Raw genomic sequence first — 15,348 nt, forward strand, 5'->3', positions numbered from 1 at the left:
CAGTTTATGTTGAAGCAGCGAATCATCACTGCGGTGGTGATTGTTTTGGCCCTATTGGCTGCGCTTGCCTACCTTTCTATGCCGGTTTTATCGGTGGTGTTTGGTCTTATCGTCTTGCTCGCCGCTTGGGAGTGGTCAGATCTTAGTGGGCTTTCGAGCAAGGTTTCTAGAATTAGCTATGTGTTGGTATGCGCGGCCTTAATGGCGGCGGCAGCATGGAAAACAAATTTATTCGCCGGTGTTGATCAGTCTGAAGTGAAGGAGATCGTGATTGCCGCCAGTCTCTGGTGGGCTATCGCGCTGCTTTGGGTTAAGTCCTATCCATTAAGCGCGGGGCTCTGGGGCTCGCTGTGGATGCGGGGCTTAATCGGCATGCTGGTATTGGTGCCGGCGTGGCTAGCGCTTTGTTATTTGCGTAGCTTAGAGGGCGGCGTATGGTTGATTTTGTCGGTCATTGCGCTTGTTGCCTCTGCAGATATTGGTGCTTACTTTGTTGGTCGTGCCTTCGGTAAAGCCAAGCTTGCCCCTGAGGTGAGTCCAGGTAAGTCTTGGGCGGGATTCTGGGGCGGTTTAGCGTCTACCGTTTTATTGGCGACAATTTTGTGGGTTTTATTGGCCAAGGTGTCGCCCGGCGCCATTCCTACAGGATTGTTGCCTTTGCTTTGCCTTGTGACGGTAACGGTATTGGCTTCGGTTTTGGGGGATTTGCTGGAAAGTATGGTCAAGCGTCACCGCGGCATTAAGGATAGTGGGCAACTTTTGCCTGGGCATGGCGGTATTATGGATCGTATAGACAGTATTACCGCCGCGGCGCCGGTATTTGCTTTAGGTTTAATGGCAACGGGATGGGTGTAATGCAGTCGGTCACTGTGTTGGGGTCTACCGGCTCCATTGGCGTTAGCACCCTAGATGTATTGGCGCGTCACCCTGAGCGATACAGGGTCTATGCGTTAACGGCAAACCACAGCGTGGATGCCCTGTTTAATCAAATAGAAGTTTTTTCACCCCGTTATGCGGTATTGGCAGACGCCACGCTCGCGCAGGCGTTTGCTGTTCGTCTCGCTGAAGAGGGTCTAAAGACCGAAGTATTGAGTGGTAATGCTGGCCTGTGCGCAGTAGCGCGGGAGGCGGATGTCACGATGGCGGCGATTGTTGGTGCGGCTGGCTTGATGCCAACAATGGCGGCGGTTGAGGCGGGCAAGAAGGTCTTGCTGGCCAATAAGGAAGCCTTGGTAATGGCGGGGCCTCTGTTTATGGATGCGGTAGAGCGTCATGGTGCGACTTTGTTGCCCATAGACAGCGAGCATAACGCCATATTTCAATGCCTTCCGAACTGCAGTCAGACTGATGGGCGCAAGGAAAATCCATTTTCTAATGGTGTTCAGCGAATTTTACTGACTGGCTCAGGTGGGCCATTTCGGACAACGCCGTTAGATCAGTTAAGTGACGTTAGCCCAGATCAAGCCTGTGCACACCCTAATTGGTCTATGGGGCGTAAAATCTCGGTCGATTCCGCAACCATGATGAATAAAGGCTTAGAGCTTATTGAGGCCTGCTGGCTTTTTCACACCGATGCATCGAAAATAGATATCGTCGTTCATCCTCAGAGTGTTATTCACTCTATGGTTGAGTATATTGACGGCTCGGTATTGGCACAGCTTGGAAACCCCGATATGCGAACGCCTATCGCTCATGCATTGGCGTGGCCAGAGCGTATCGCATCGGGAGTTGGTGCTTTGGATATCATTATGCAAGCGCGCTTGGATTTTGAAGCACCAGACGAGCAGCGTTTCCCTTGTTTGCGGCTGGCGCGTGAAGCGGCGAAACGGGGCGGAACCGCACCAGCGGTATTGAATGCTGCTAATGAGTTGGCGGTGGAAGCGTTTTTAGACGGTCGCCTAGGTTTTATCGATATCGCGACGGTGATCGAAGAAGTGATGCACAAGGTAGAGATTGTTGAACCGCAATCGTTAGCGGATGTCCAACAAGCGGATAATGAATCTCGACGTTGCGCGATGGAAATAATTTCCTATAAAACATCGACTTAATGAAATTTTAAAAGGCTTTTGAGCAGTCGTTATTTACTGGGCTGCTTGGCGCGATAGGGCAAAAAAACGTGCTAGATATGTTGCAAACAATTGTGGTGACACTGCTAACCCTCGCTATTTTGGTGGCGGTGCATGAATTCGGCCATTTTTGGGTTGCGAGGCGCTGTGGCGTTAAGGTTTTGCGCTTTTCGATTGGCTTTGGCAAACCTCTGCTGTCGTGGTCTGACCGCAGCGGAACCGAATATGTGGTCGCCGGTATTCCTCTGGGTGGCTACGTTAAAATGTTAGACGAGCGTGAGGGCCCTGTTCCCGACGAGTTAGTGGAGCAGGCGTTTAATCGTGCATCGCCCCGTTCACGCATTGCCATTGCCGCGGCCGGACCACTGGCAAATATTGTTTTGGCGGTGTTTGTCTATTGGCTGGTTTTTCTGAATGGCGTCAGTGGTGTTGCTCCTGTTGTTTCTAAGGTGGACGTTGGATCATTGGCTGAGCAAGCTGGTATAACCGCTGGTCAGGAGTTTTTAACCGTTGATGGTGAGCCTACGCCAACCTGGGAAGCGCTCCAGATGCAGCTTTTAGAGCGCATAGGTGAAAATGGCGAAGTACATTTTACGATGCGTTCGGCGGATACTGACGTGGTGACGGAAAATGTCGTGACCTTGAGCGACTGGATGCACGATATTGAAGAGCCCAATCCGGTTCGTGAGCTAGGCGTGACCTTATTTGTGCCTGAAGTAGTGCCGAAAATAGAAACCGTGGTAGCCGGCAGTCCGGCGCAACTTGGCGGTATGCAGACCGGTGATTTGGTCGTGGCTGCGGATGGTCAGTCTATGGGCACTTGGCAGGAGTGGGTGGAATATGTTCGCCAGCGACCTGAAGAGTCGGTTTCAGTGCTGGTTGAGCGTGATAATCGACAGCTTATTTTAAACATTACCCCTGAGCGCAAACTGGACGATGAGTCCCATGCCTATGGTTATGTTGGCGTGGGTGTTGCTATGCCGGCATGGCCTGAGTCGATGCAGCGCACTATGCAATATGGTGTTGTTGGCGCAGCGGTTGCAGCAGTTGACAAAACCTGGAAGATGAGCGCCTTCACTTTATCGTCAATAAAAAAGATGTTGATGGGCTTGTTGTCACCGAAAAACTTGAGTGGGCCGATAACCATTGCTAAAGTGGCGAGCTCTTCGGTGCAGTACGGATTTTTTGCCTGGCTGACATTTTTGGCATTGTTGAGTATCAGTCTAGCTGTTTTGAATTTATTACCGATTCCCGTATTAGATGGCGGGCATATTGTCTACGCTCTGGTAGAGTGGGCGACCGGTAAGCCTGTGGCAGAGCAGGTGCAGGTCTGGGCTAATCAGCTGGGCTTGGTGTTAGTGGTATTTGTGATGGTTTTTGCTTTATATAACGATGTGTTGCGCCTTTAGTCTTTAAGACGATGCAATGCTTTTAATCTTACACAGTGGCAGCGCCGGTTTTATTTGGTGTCGGCCCAGAGCCTTGGTTTTTAGCTGTTGATGAAACGCTTTTTAGCTCTTAGTTTTTTCCTACTGTCGATGAGCATGCACGCTCTCGGCCAAAATTCACTGCCGATCTCAGATATCCGCGTAGAAGGTTTACAGCGTATATCGTCTGAAACGGTGTTCTCGGCACTGCCGATAAGTATTGGTGACCAAGTGAGTAGTCGCTCGGTGGCCAATGCGTCTAAGGCCCTGTTCGGTACAGGTAACTTCGACGATATTCAAATTGGTATGGACGGCGACGTCCTTGTTATACGGGTGGTTGAGCGTCCCGCGATTAGCGCGATCAACTTGGAAGGTAATAAGGCCTTGGCGACTGAAGCGCTGCTTGATGGTCTTAAGAATGCTGGTTTGGCTGAAGGGCAGGTGTTTAAACGCTCGACCCTTGACGGCATGAAAATGGAGCTGACACGGCAATATGTGTCGCAGGGCCGTTATGACGCGAGCATCGAAACAGATGTCGTGGCTGAGCCTCGCAACCGCGTGTCAATCAGCATCAATATTGATGAAGGCAGTAATGCAACTATTGAGCACATCAATATTGTGGGTAATACCGTCTATGACGATGACACCCTGCTGGATCTATTTGAGTTAAAAACCGGTGGTTTCTTTTCATTCTTTAGCAGCAGTAATAAGTATTCGCGTGAGAAGTTAAAAGGCGATTTAGAAAAGCTAAATTCTTATTATCTTGATCGCGGTTACCTGCTTTTTAATTCCGACTCTGTTCAGGTTGCGATAAGCCCGAATCGCAAATCGGTATATATTACTGTGAACGTAATTGAAGGTGATAAGTACACGGTAAGTAACGCCGAGCTCTCAGGCGACTTAGTGCTGCCAGAAGACGATTTGAAGCGCTTTGTATTAGTGCAGAAGGGACAGGTGTTTTCTCAGGCGCTAGTAACGAGTACTGAGGAGTTTATTACCAAGCGTTTAGGTAATGAAGGCTATAACTTCGCCAAGGTTCGCGGAATTCCAGAGCGCAACGAAGAAGATAAAACCGTAGATCTAAAGTTCTTTATTGATCCAGGTAAGCGTACATATGTGCGACGCATAGACTTTGAAGGTAATGCGCGGACTTCAGACGAAGTGCTGCGTCGCGAAATGCGCCAAATTGAAAGTGCGCCGGCATCTGCAGATAAAATTGAGTTGTCGCGAATTCGTTTAGAGCGCCTAGGTTATTTTAAAGAGGCCAAGGTCGACACCCTCGAAGTCCCTGGCACAGACGATCTTATAGACCTGCGCTACTCTGTTGAAGAGCAAAGCTCCGGTAGCTTGGGTGCTAGCGTTGGTTTCTCGCAGGATAGTGGTCTATTGTTGAGCGCCAATATTCAGCAAAATAATTTCTTTGGTACGGGTAAGCAGGTTGGCTTTGGTGTGTCGCGCAGTGACTTTGCCACCAGTGCTAATTTCAGTTATCTCGATCCGTATTTTACGGAAGATGGCGTAAGCAGAGGTTTCTCGGTTTTTTACCGCACCACTGATTACGAAGAAATCAACGTCGCTAGTTATACCTCGGATACTTACGGTACAAGCGTTAACTTCGGTTATCCAATATCGGAAACTGAGCGCTTGGGCTTTGATCTTGGCTTTAATAGAACATCTATCGAGGCGGGCGTTAGCGCGGTAAAAGAAATTAAAAGTAGCCCACGTATATTAGATGCAATCGATAATTATTTTATTAGCCGTCTTGATTCAGCAACGGGTACTTATACGGCGGCAGAAGTGCTTGAGGATATCAGCAATCTACCCGAAACAGCCTTGGTTGATAGTGGAGAAGAAGGCTTTTTGGATAAATATGGCGATGAGTTTGATAACTTTACCGCCGGTATCTCGTGGCGCCAATCTACTTTGAATAGAGGCCTTTTAGCGACACGCGGTGCCTCGCAGTCGCTGTCTTTAGAGGTAGCGGTGCCAGGCTCCGATCTTGAATACTATAAATTAGGATATGAAGGACAGATTTACCTCCCGATTAGCAATAGCTTCACCTTGCGGTTTAGAACTGAACTTGGTTATGGCGATGGTTATGGCGAGCTAGAAAATCTGCCGTTCTATGAAAACTTCTATGCCGGTGGTTTTGGTTCGGTGCGGGGCTATAAGGCTAATACTCTAGGCCCACGTAGCTCGGATGCTGATATTTATCGTATTAGCCAGGCGGCGACTGCGATTGATGCCTCGGGTAATGCCTTGGCTCTGTCTGCACAGGGCGCCTATGTTTTGGATCCGGTAACTGGGCAATTGGTGGTGGATAGTTCCAGTAGCTTTAGACGTGACCCTGACCCCTTCGGTGGCAACGTCTTAGTAGAAGGTAGTATCGAATTATTATTCCCGCTTCCTTTTGTGAAAGATCAGCGCTCTGTACGCAGCGGTTTCTTCTTTGACGCGGGGAATGTATTCAGCACTGAATGTAGCACAACGCAGTTGAATTGCTCTAAGCCAGATGCTTCGAATTTACGTATGTCTGTTGGTGTTGGGGCGACGTGGATTACCGGTTTTGGGCCGCTGACGTTTAGTCTTGGTAGGGCCTTGAATGCGGAACGGATAGATGAAACTGAGATATTCCAGTTCTCATTGGGACGTAGTTTCTAATTTAAATTTAGGTTTTTAATTTAGTTGCACAATAATCAGCAGGAGTTGTATATGAAGTTTTCTAAGTTAATCGCGGCAACAGTGATGGTGTTTTGGGCTTGCGGCGCTATGGCCGAAGGTCGTATTGCTGTATTTGATGTAGAAGCCGCGGTGTTGAATACGGAAGTAGCGAAAAAGCGATTGACCGCTATGCGTAATCAATCTGAGTACAAAAAGAATGTTGCAGAGCTGGAAGCATTAAAGAAAAATTACGACAAGCAAGTTGAGCAGTTTCAGCGTGATTTCGATATTTTGAGCGCAGAACAGCGTCAAGCAACTAAAAATAAAATTGATTCAGCCCGTGAAGATGGCGAGCATTTGGCACGTAAAATTGAAGCGGCTAATCAGCAAGAAGCCCAGTCAATTCTTCAAGAGCTTGGCCCTAAACTGCAAAAAATTCTGCCAGATTTAATTAAGGCAGAGAACATCGGTTTGTTATTGCCACGCAAGCAAGTTCTTCACGCTGATGCCACTTTTGACATTACTGCAAAAGTGGCTGATAAGTTGAACCAAGCGAAGTAATGTCTGCACAAAAAACGTTCAGCCTTGCTGAAGTTGCGGCCGCTCTTGGACTTGAGTTCAAAGGGCGGCCTGACACGGTTTTAGCGGGGATGGCACCCCTAAGCTCAGCGGGGCCAGAACATTTAAGTTTTTTGTCCAATATAAAGTTCAAATCTACTCTTCAAAGCACCATGGCTGGAGCGGTGATTCTTCACCCCAATATGGCGGTGGACTATACCGGTAACTGCTTGCTTACGGATCAGCCGTACTTGCTGTACGCCCGTGCTAGTGCTTTGTTTGACCCCTTTGTTAAACCTCGTGCAGGTGTGCACCCAAGCGCGGTTGTCGTGGCTGAGAATATTCACAGCTCGGTATCAATCGGTGCAAATTGTGTCGTCGAGGAAGGCGTAGAAATCGGTGAGGGAACCGTCATTGCGCCGGGGGTGGTAATTGGTCGCGGTAGCTGTATCGGCAAATATTGCTATATCCACGCTAATGTAACGATCTACCATGGAGTGAATATTGGTGATGAATGCATTGTTCATTCCGGCGTAGTCATCGGTGGTGATGGTTTTGGATTTGCGCCAGGGCCAAATGGTTGGGAGAAAATCCACCAGTTAGGTGGGGTGAAAATCGGGAATAAGGTTGAGGTTGGTGCAAACTCTAGCATTGATCGCGGTGCTTTAGATGATACTGTTATTGGCAATGGTGTTATTCTCGACGATCAAACCATGATTGCCCACAACGTCGTTATCGGTGACGGCACTGCAATGGCCGGTTGCTGCCAAGTGGCGGGAAGTACTGTTATTGGTAAAAATTGTACTCTGGCGGGTAACGTTGGAGTGGTTGGGCATATTACAATTGCCGACAATGTACACATTACCGCGCGATGCATGGTAACTAAGTCAATATTACAGCCGGGATCATACTCTGGTACGTTCGGAGTCGCGGAATCTACCGAATGGCGAAAAAACGCTGCGCGATTTAGCAAGCTCGATGAGCTCTACCGGCGTGTGGCATTCTTAGAAAAGCAATTAAAGACTAAAGATGAGGGTGAAGGCTGAGACATGCTGATGGACATAAATGAAATAAAGGAATACCTGCCGCAACGCTATCCATTTTTATTAGTTGATCGCGTACTGGAATTAACGCTTGGCGAATCAATTGTCGCGATAAAAAATGTCACCGGAAACGAAAATCATTTTAACGGTCATTTCCCAGGCTTACCCATCATGCCTGGCGTATTGATTATCGAGGCAATGGCGCAAGCTGCGGGTATTTTAGGCTTTAAGACCCTAGATAAAAAGCCTTCGGAAGGTTCTATCTATATGTTTGCGGGTGTCGATAATGCCCGTTTTAAACGCCAAGTAGTGCCGGGTGACCAATTAATATTAAAGGCGCAATACGTCTCTGATAAAAAGGGTTTGTGGAAATTTGATTGCCAAGCTTATGTTGAAGATAAACTGGCTTGCTCGGCAACAATTTTGTGTATTGATCGGCAGCGTTGATAGTGACAGATAATATCCATCCTACGGCAATGGTTGATCCCCGCGCGATAATCGATCCGAGCGCGGTGATTGGTGCTGGTGTAAAGATCGGTCCTTGGACTATGGTCGGTGCCGACGTCGAAATTGGCGAAGGCTGCGATATTCGCTCCCACGTTGTGCTGATGGGTCCAACAAAGCTCGGTAAGAATAATCGTATTTATCAATTCTCAACCGTTGGCGATGATACTCCTGATCTAAAATACAAGGGTGAGCCCACTGAGCTAATCATTGGCGATGATAATGTGATTCGCGAAGGGGTGACGATTCATCGTGGCACCATTCAAGATCGCGGCAAGACAATTATTGGCGACAAAAATTTGCTGATGGCGTATGTGCATGTCGGTCACGATTCTGTTATCGGCAGCAATTGCATACTCGTTAATAATGCGGCGCTTGCGGGTCATGTTGTGGTTGGCGACTGGGCCATACTGAGTGGATTTACCTTGGTGCATCAGTTTTGTCATATTGGTGCCCATAGTTTCGCTGGCTTTGGTTGCGGTATAAGCAAAGATGTTCCGGCTTACGTTACGGTAAGTGGCACCCCAGCAGAAGCTAAGACAATCAATAGCGAAGGTTTAAAAAGACGCGGTTTTAGCCCAGAGAGCATTGCCGCTATTCGCCGTGGCTATAAAATTATCTACCGTCAGAATAATACCGTCGAAGAAGCCCTGCAGGCATTGGCACCTATTGCTGCGGAGTTTCCCGAGGTGCAATTACTGGCGGACTCATTGAAACAATCTCAGCGCGGTATAGTGCGTTAATTTACACCACTCGGCCGCGACAAATGGCTATTTTATGACTGCAATGCGAATCGGTATTATCGCTGGAGAGGCCTCCGGCGATATTTTGGGCGCTGATTTAATTCGCGCCATTAAGCAACGCTATCCTGATGCGGAGTTCGAAGGAGTCGGCGGGCCACTGATGATTGAGCAGGGCTGTCGTAGCCTGTGCGAAATGGATCGTCTGTCGGTGATGGGGATTGTAGAACCCCTAAAGCGTCTGCCTGAGTTGCTTCGTTTGCGGCGTTTATTAAAGTCACATTTTCTAAGCTGGCAACCGGCGATTGTTATTGGAATTGATTCCCCTGACTTTAATTTAAATATCGAGCTATTTCTGCGTCAGCGCGGAATTAAAACGCTTCATTATGTCAGTCCATCAGTGTGGGCTTGGCGGCAAGGTCGAGTGAAAAAAATCGCCAAAGCGGTAGATCACATGCTGACCTTGTTCCCCTTCGAAGAGCATTTTTATCAAGAACATGGTGTGCCGGTGACCTGTGTTGGTCATCCCTTGGCAGATCAGATTTCTATGGAAGATCAGCGTGCCGTGGCACGTACAGAGCTGGATGTTGAGGACGGCCATCCTGTGCTGGCTATTTTACCTGGCAGTCGCGGCGGCGAAGTTGCTCAACTAATCGCTCCTTTCCTTCATACCGCCCAGTGGTTGCGACGTGCTCAGCCAAATATCGAATTTTTAATCCCAGCGGCAAACTTGGAACGTAAGCAGCAAATCTTGCAGGCTATCGCCGCGCTATCTCGTGATTTGCCGGTGCGGGTTGTACTTGGTCAATCGCGAACGGTGATGGCGGCATCCGATGTTGTTTTAATGGCGTCGGGCACCACCAGCCTTGAGGCCTTGTTATTACAGAGGCCGATGGTAGTTGCTTATCGTTTTGGTAAATGGTCGTATAAATTATTATCTCGCTTGGTGAAAACGCCGTTTTTCTCTTTGCCTAATTTATTAGCCCAGCGAGCTTTGGTGCCTGAATTACTGCAAGACGAGGTTTGTGCAGAGGTCATTGGTCCGTTGCTGCTAGAGCAGTTAAATAATGCGAATCATCGTGAGGCCTTAATTTCGGAATTCCAGACTATTCATCGACAATTGGCGAAAGAGGCGAGTGAGCGCGCCGCAGACGTCGTGTTGCAGTGTGCGGGAGTAGCGCATGCCTGAGATCGATGACTTATTTGCTGAGTTTGATGTCCCGCTATTAACGGCCGGAGTTGATGAAGTTGGTCGCGGCCCTTTGTGCGGAGATGTTGTAACGGCAGCGGTGATTCTTGATCCTAATAATCCAATTGCCGGTTTGAATGATTCTAAAAAACTAACGGAAAAACGTCGCGAAGCGCTGTATCTTGAAATAAAAGAAAAGGCCTTGAGTTTTTGTATAGCAAGGGCGTCGGTCGCAGAAATCGACGAATTAAATATTTTGCAAGCCAGCCTGCTGGCAATGCATCGCGCCGTTGCGGGATTGAGTGTGCAGCCTGAGTTCGTACTGGTTGATGGTAATCGCGTGCCCAATTGGCCCTACCGCGCGCAAGCGGTGGTGAAGGGCGATAGTCGGGTGCCTGCCATTGCCGCCGCGTCCATATTGGCCAAGGTAACTCGAGATAGAGAAATGGCTGAGTTCGATACTGTTTATCCTGGCTACGGTATGGCGGGGCACAAAGGGTATCCAACCAAAGTGCATTTAGAGGCTTTAAAGCAGCTGGGAATTACACCGATTCACCGACGTAGCTACGCACCGGTACGTGCGATAGTGGAGGCGGAATCATGATCTCAGATCAATTTGTTCATCTGCGGGTGCACTCCGAATACTCTCTAGTAGATGGTTTAGTTCGAGTTAAAGCGCTGGCAAAGCGAGTTGCCGAGTTAAATATGCCGGCGGTGGCGCTTACCGATCTAAATAATTTTTATGCACTGATAAAGTTTCAAAAAGCGGCAACCGGCGCGGGAATTAAACCAATATTTGGCAGCGATTTATTGGTTCGCGATGACGATGACCCGGATCAAACCAGCGTACTTTGTCTGTTGGCGCAGAATCAAACGGGCTACCGTAATCTTACCGAATTGATGTCTCGGGCGTATTTGGAAGGTCAGTATCTCGGTCGCGCCTATGTAAAGCGCAGCTGGATCGAACAAGCGAATGAAGGGCTTATTGCCTTGTCTGGCGGCCGTGAAGGCGATGTAGGTCAATTATTGTTGAGTGGTAAGCACGATCTTGCTTCTGTGAGTTTGGCTCGCTGGCTCGGTGTTTTTCCTGATCGTTTTTATATTGAATTACAGCGCACTGGTCGTCAGAACGAAGATGAATATTTGCACGCTGCGGTTGCTTTGGCAGAGCAGGCTGATTGCCCGGTTGTGGCGACTAACGATGTTCGGTTTTTAGATTCCGATGAGTTTGACGCGCACGAAGCGCGGGTATGTATTCGCGATGGTCGGGTTTTAGACGATCCACGGCGGCCACGAAATTATAGCGAGCAGCAGTGCCTGCGCAGTGCCGAAGAAATGCAGGCACTCTTTGCTGATATTCCAGAGGCTTTACAGAACAGTGTAGAAATCGCAAAGCGCTGCAACCTCACTATCCAGCTTGGTACTTACTACCTTCCAGAATACCCCATCCCTGATGGGCTGACTCAGGAGCAGTTTTTTCGCGACCTTTGTCACAAGGGCTTGGATGAACGGTTAGAATTTTTATTTGATAGCAGTTCTGCTGATTTTGCCGCGTATCAAACAGAATATCGTGAGCGTTTGGATTTTGAATTAAACGTCATCCTCCAAATGGGATTCCCCGGCTATTTCTTAATCGTAATGGATTTCATTCAGTGGGCTAAGGATCATGGCATTCCCGTTGGCCCTGGTCGGGGTTCGGGCGCCGGCTCCCTTGTTGCTTACGCTTTAAAAATTACTGACCTTGACCCCATTCAGTACGACTTACTTTTCGAGCGGTTTTTGAATCCCGAGCGGGTATCGATGCCCGATTTTGACGTCGACTTTTGTATGGATGGGCGCGATCGGGTTATTAACTACGTTGCCGATAATTACGGCCGCGATGCGGTTAGTCAAATTATTACCTTCGGCACTATGGCTGCAAAAGCGGTGGTGCGGGATGTCGCCCGAGTGCAGGGCAAGGCCTATGGTCTTGCCGACAAATTGTCAAAAATGATTCCCTTTGAAGTGGGGATGACCCTCGCTAAGGCCTATGAACAGGAAGAGGTTCTCAGGGAGTTTCTCGCCAATGACGAGGCCGCCCAAGAAATTTGGGATATGGCCGTGCAACTTGAAGGGGTTGTGCGCGGCGTGGGTAAACATGCCGGTGGTGTGGTTATTGCCCCCTCAAAGCTGACTGATTTTTCACCCTTGTATTGTGACGATACTGGCGGTGGGTTGGTTACTCAGTTTGATAAAAGTGATGTTGAGGAGGCGGGTTTAGTTAAGTTCGACTTCTTGGGGCTGCGAACGCTCACCATCATTGATTGGGCGCTGAAAATAATCAATGCACAACGCGCTAAAGTGAACGAAGAGCCATTGGATATTATGGCAATTCCACTTCAAGATCGCGCTACGTTTGATTTGTTAAAACGAGCGGAAACCACGGCGGTGTTTCAGCTTGAATCCCGTGGCATGAAAGACTTGATAAAGCGTCTATTGCCAGACTGCTTTGAGGATATCATCGCATTGGTGGCCTTGTTCCGACCCGGCCCGCTGCAGTCGGGTATGGTTGATGACTTTATAAACCGTAAGCACGGCCGGGCTGAGTTGGCGTATCCGCATCCTCAATATCAGCACGATTGTTTGAAACCAGTCTTAGGGCCGACCTACGGTATTATTTTGTACCAAGAACAGGTTATGCAGATCGCCCAAGAAATGGGGGGCTACACCCTTGGGGGCGCAGATCTATTGCGACGTGCTATGGGTAAGAAAAAGCCTGAAGAGATGGAAAAGCAGCGGGTGCTATTTCAGGCAGGTGCGGTTGAAAAGGGCTTTGCCGAAGATCTTGCATCGAACATCTTTGATTTGATGGAAAAATTCGCGGGCTACGGTTTTAACAAATCTCACTCCGCGGCTTACGCGCTGGTCTCTTATCAAACCGCTTGGTTGAAAACCCATTACCCTGCGCCGTTTATGGCGGCGGTAATGAGTTCGGAATTAGATAATACCGACAAGATCGTTATTTTCATCGAAGAATGTCGGGACATGAAGCTGGACTATAAATTGCCTTCGGTCAATGAAGGCGAGTATATGTTCACCGTCAATGATCGCGGCCAAATCGTGTACGGCTTAGGTGCCATAAAGGGCTTGGGCGAAGGCCCAGTTGAAAACATCATTGCGGCGCGCAATGCTGGTGGCCCATTTAAAAACTTATTTGAGTTTTGTGAGCGCACCGACCCGCGCAAAGTTAATAAGCGCGCAATTGAAGCACTTATTCGCTCTGGCGCTTTTGATGATTTAGGTGAAGATCGCGCTATCTTAATGGCGGCAATGCCCGAGGCAGTGCAGGCCGCAGAGCAATCCGCTAAAAACACTGAAAGCGGTATGACAGATTTGTTTGGCGAGACCTTGGCGGTTGATACCCGCGACGTGTACGCGCCCTTCCAAAATGTACGCAGATGGACCAGCAAGGAGCGTTTGCAGGGCGAGAAAGAAACTCTGGGCTTGTACGTTACGGGACACCCAATCGATGATTACGAGTCTGAGCTGCGGCGCTTTGTACCTAAAAAGATTGTTGATCTCAATCCAGAAAAACATCCGCAAACCATTGCTGGCTTGGTAATGAGTATGCGGACGATGAAAAATAAGCGCGGCGATACAATGGCATTTGTGTTGTTAGATGATCGCAGCGCCCGTATAGAAGTCGCTTTGTTTAGCGACGCTTACGACGAATGTCGTGAGAAGCTGGTGAAAGACACGGTGATTGTCGTTGAGGGGGTGTGTAGCAACGACGAGTACAGCGGTGGTAAAAAAATGCGGGTTAAATCGGTGCGTAGCATTGCCGAGGCCCGAGACCAGAATGCAAAAGAATTACAGATAAGCGTGACGGCTAAGACCCTCGAAAATGATGGCTTGGATCGTCTTAAAGGTGCGCTGCATATAGCAAAGGGTGGGCGTTGTCCGGTGGTGATTGACTACCAGAGACCCGAAGGTAAAGGTAGAATCCGTTTGGGTGAAAATTGGCGAATCCTGCCAAACGATGAGGTATTACTGCGATTGCGTGACGAGTGTGGCGTAAATAACGTGGTGATCAATTACGATTAACGTATAATCAACATCATGAATGGGCCCATTTATTTGCGTAAAAAGTGGGTGTTTCCGGAATTTGACGAGCGAATAATACAGAGCAATGAATCCGAATTATCTTGATTTTGAACAACCTATTGCTGAGCTGGAAGCCAAAATCGAAGAGCTGCAGCTAGTCGGGAGCGACAACGACCTCAATATCAATGAGGAAATTACCAAGCTGCGCGAGAAAAGCAGCAAGCTGACAGAGAAGATATTTTCTAATTTAACGCCGTGGAATGTCGTTAAAATCGCTCGGCATCCAATGCGGCCGTATACCCTAGATTATATTCGCCGTATTTTTACTGATTTTGATGAATTACATGGCGATCGTCATTTTGGCGATGATGCCGCAATTGTGGCGGGCATTGGCAAGTTGAACGGCAAGCCGGTTATGGTTATTGGTCAAGAGAAAGGCCGTGGTGTTACCGAAAAGGTAAAACGTAATTTTGGTATGCCAAAGCCTGAAGGTTACCGCAAGGCGTTGCGCCTGATGGAAATGGCAGAGCGCTATAATTTACCAATTGTTACCTTAATTGACACACCTGGTGCGTATCCGGGTATTGATAGTGAAGAGCGTGGTATTAGTGAGGCGATTGCGCAAAACCTTGCGGTGATGTCACGCCTAAAAACGCCGATAGTCTGTGTCGTTATTGGTGAGGGAAGTTCGGGCGGCGCGCTTGGCATCGGTGTGGGTGATCACATTGCAATGCTGCAATACTCGACCTATTTTGTTATCTCGCCAGAAGGCTGTGCAAACATTATTTGGAAAAGTTCTGAGTTTGCACCGGATGCTGCGGAAGCAATGGGTTTGACCTCCACCGTGTTAGAGGAGTTGGGCATTGTTGATGCGACTATCCCCGAGCCTCAAGGCGGAGCGCACCGCGATATCGATTTGAGTGCGGCACGGGTTCGTGATCATATCGCCGCGCAAATTACACGTTTGCAGGGCTTGTCTGAGAAGGAACTGCTAGACACGCGCTATGAGCGTTTAATGTCTTACGGCGTTAGCTAGGCTGCTCGTTTAAGTCCCGCTAATTCGCTATATATGGGGTG

12 protein-coding genes are annotated in these 15,348 nt (G+C 48.6%); all 12 read left to right on the forward strand.

Features of this window, described 5'->3' with window-relative positions:
* The first annotated feature begins 6 nt into the window (after positions 1 to 6).
* Entirely contained in the window at positions 7 to 855 is an 849-nt protein-coding gene (locus tag C0068_RS15585; protein WP_103685403.1) for a phosphatidate cytidylyltransferase, read from the forward strand.
* Entirely contained in the window at positions 855 to 2,048 is a 1,194-nt protein-coding gene (gene ispC / locus C0068_RS15590) for a 1-deoxy-D-xylulose-5-phosphate reductoisomerase (RefSeq protein ID WP_103685444.1), read from the forward strand. The genes C0068_RS15585 and ispC overlap by 1 nt, the downstream gene beginning before the upstream one ends.
* A 77-nt stretch (positions 2,049 to 2,125) precedes the next feature.
* Positions 2,126 to 3,475, forward strand: coding sequence for an RIP metalloprotease RseP (rseP, locus tag C0068_RS15595; protein WP_233208839.1), 1,350 nt, complete (start codon positions 2,126 to 2,128; stop codon positions 3,473 to 3,475).
* Positions 3,476 to 3,565: 90 nt separating this feature from the next.
* Positions 3,566 to 6,154 (forward strand): outer membrane protein assembly factor BamA, encoded by a 2,589-nt coding sequence (gene bamA, locus C0068_RS15600; protein ID WP_103685405.1) that lies wholly within the window; start codon positions 3,566 to 3,568, stop codon positions 6,152 to 6,154.
* Between the two features lie 51 nt (positions 6,155 to 6,205).
* Positions 6,206 to 6,715 carry an OmpH/Skp family outer membrane protein gene (locus C0068_RS15605; protein WP_103685406.1) on the forward strand — a complete coding sequence of 170 codons (510 nt, stop codon included), beginning with the start codon at positions 6,206 to 6,208 and terminating at the stop codon, positions 6,713 to 6,715.
* Positions 6,715 to 7,758 carry a UDP-3-O-(3-hydroxymyristoyl)glucosamine N-acyltransferase gene (lpxD, locus tag C0068_RS15610; RefSeq protein WP_103685407.1) on the forward strand — a complete coding sequence of 348 codons (1,044 nt, stop codon included), beginning with the start codon at positions 6,715 to 6,717 and terminating at the stop codon, positions 7,756 to 7,758. Before C0068_RS15605 ends, lpxD begins: the two co-directional genes overlap by 1 nt.
* Before the next feature lie 6 nt (positions 7,759 to 7,764).
* A complete protein-coding gene (gene fabZ, locus C0068_RS15615) occupies positions 7,765 to 8,202 on the forward strand; it encodes a 3-hydroxyacyl-ACP dehydratase FabZ (protein WP_103685445.1) in 438 nt (145 codons plus the stop codon).
* A gap of 29 nt (positions 8,203 to 8,231) precedes the next feature.
* On the forward strand, positions 8,232 to 9,002 hold the full coding sequence (gene lpxA, locus C0068_RS15620; RefSeq protein WP_103685446.1) for an acyl-ACP--UDP-N-acetylglucosamine O-acyltransferase: 771 nt from the start codon (positions 8,232 to 8,234) through the stop codon (positions 9,000 to 9,002).
* A 34-nt stretch (positions 9,003 to 9,036) separates the two neighbouring features.
* The gene (gene lpxB / locus C0068_RS15625; protein ID WP_103685408.1) at positions 9,037 to 10,188 is read left to right on the forward strand and encodes a lipid-A-disaccharide synthase; all 1,152 of its coding nucleotides are present in this window, start codon (positions 9,037 to 9,039) and stop codon (positions 10,186 to 10,188) included.
* On the forward strand, positions 10,181 to 10,792 hold the full coding sequence (gene rnhB / locus C0068_RS15630) for a ribonuclease HII (RefSeq protein ID WP_103685409.1): 612 nt from the start codon (positions 10,181 to 10,183) through the stop codon (positions 10,790 to 10,792). The genes lpxB and rnhB overlap by 8 nt, the downstream gene beginning before the upstream one ends.
* Positions 10,789 to 14,271, forward strand: coding sequence for a DNA polymerase III subunit alpha (gene dnaE / locus C0068_RS15635; RefSeq protein ID WP_199176202.1), 3,483 nt, complete (start codon positions 10,789 to 10,791; stop codon positions 14,269 to 14,271). Before rnhB ends, dnaE begins: the two co-directional genes overlap by 4 nt.
* An 85-nt stretch (positions 14,272 to 14,356) precedes the next feature.
* Positions 14,357 to 15,307, forward strand: coding sequence for an acetyl-CoA carboxylase carboxyltransferase subunit alpha (locus C0068_RS15640; protein WP_103685410.1), 951 nt, complete (start codon positions 14,357 to 14,359; stop codon positions 15,305 to 15,307).
* Positions 15,308 to 15,348: the final 41 nt, after the last annotated feature.

This window comes from Zhongshania marina (genome assembly GCF_002915595.1).
GTDB classification, from domain to species: Bacteria; Pseudomonadota; Gammaproteobacteria; order Pseudomonadales; family Spongiibacteraceae; genus Spongiibacter; species Spongiibacter marinus_B.

Coding starts and splice junctions, on each gene's coding strand:
- rseP (WP_233208839.1), top strand. CDS start 2,126: ATGTTGCAAACAATTGTGGTGACACTGCTAACCCTCGCTATTTTGGTG.
- C0068_RS15640 (WP_103685410.1), top strand. CDS start 14,357: ATGAATCCGAATTATCTTGATTTTGAACAACCTATTGCTGAGCTGGAA.
- bamA (WP_103685405.1), top strand. CDS start 3,566: ATGAAACGCTTTTTAGCTCTTAGTTTTTTCCTACTGTCGATGAGCATG.
- lpxB (WP_103685408.1), top strand. CDS start 9,037: ATGACTGCAATGCGAATCGGTATTATCGCTGGAGAGGCCTCCGGCGAT.
- lpxA (WP_103685446.1), top strand. CDS start 8,232: ATGGTTGATCCCCGCGCGATAATCGATCCGAGCGCGGTGATTGGTGCT.
- lpxD (WP_103685407.1), top strand. CDS start 6,715: ATGTCTGCACAAAAAACGTTCAGCCTTGCTGAAGTTGCGGCCGCTCTT.
- dnaE (WP_199176202.1), top strand. CDS start 10,789: ATGATCTCAGATCAATTTGTTCATCTGCGGGTGCACTCCGAATACTCT.
- C0068_RS15585 (WP_103685403.1), top strand. CDS start 7: ATGTTGAAGCAGCGAATCATCACTGCGGTGGTGATTGTTTTGGCCCTA.
- C0068_RS15605 (WP_103685406.1), top strand. CDS start 6,206: ATGAAGTTTTCTAAGTTAATCGCGGCAACAGTGATGGTGTTTTGGGCT.
- ispC (WP_103685444.1), top strand. CDS start 855: ATGCAGTCGGTCACTGTGTTGGGGTCTACCGGCTCCATTGGCGTTAGC.
- rnhB (WP_103685409.1), top strand. CDS start 10,181: ATGCCTGAGATCGATGACTTATTTGCTGAGTTTGATGTCCCGCTATTA.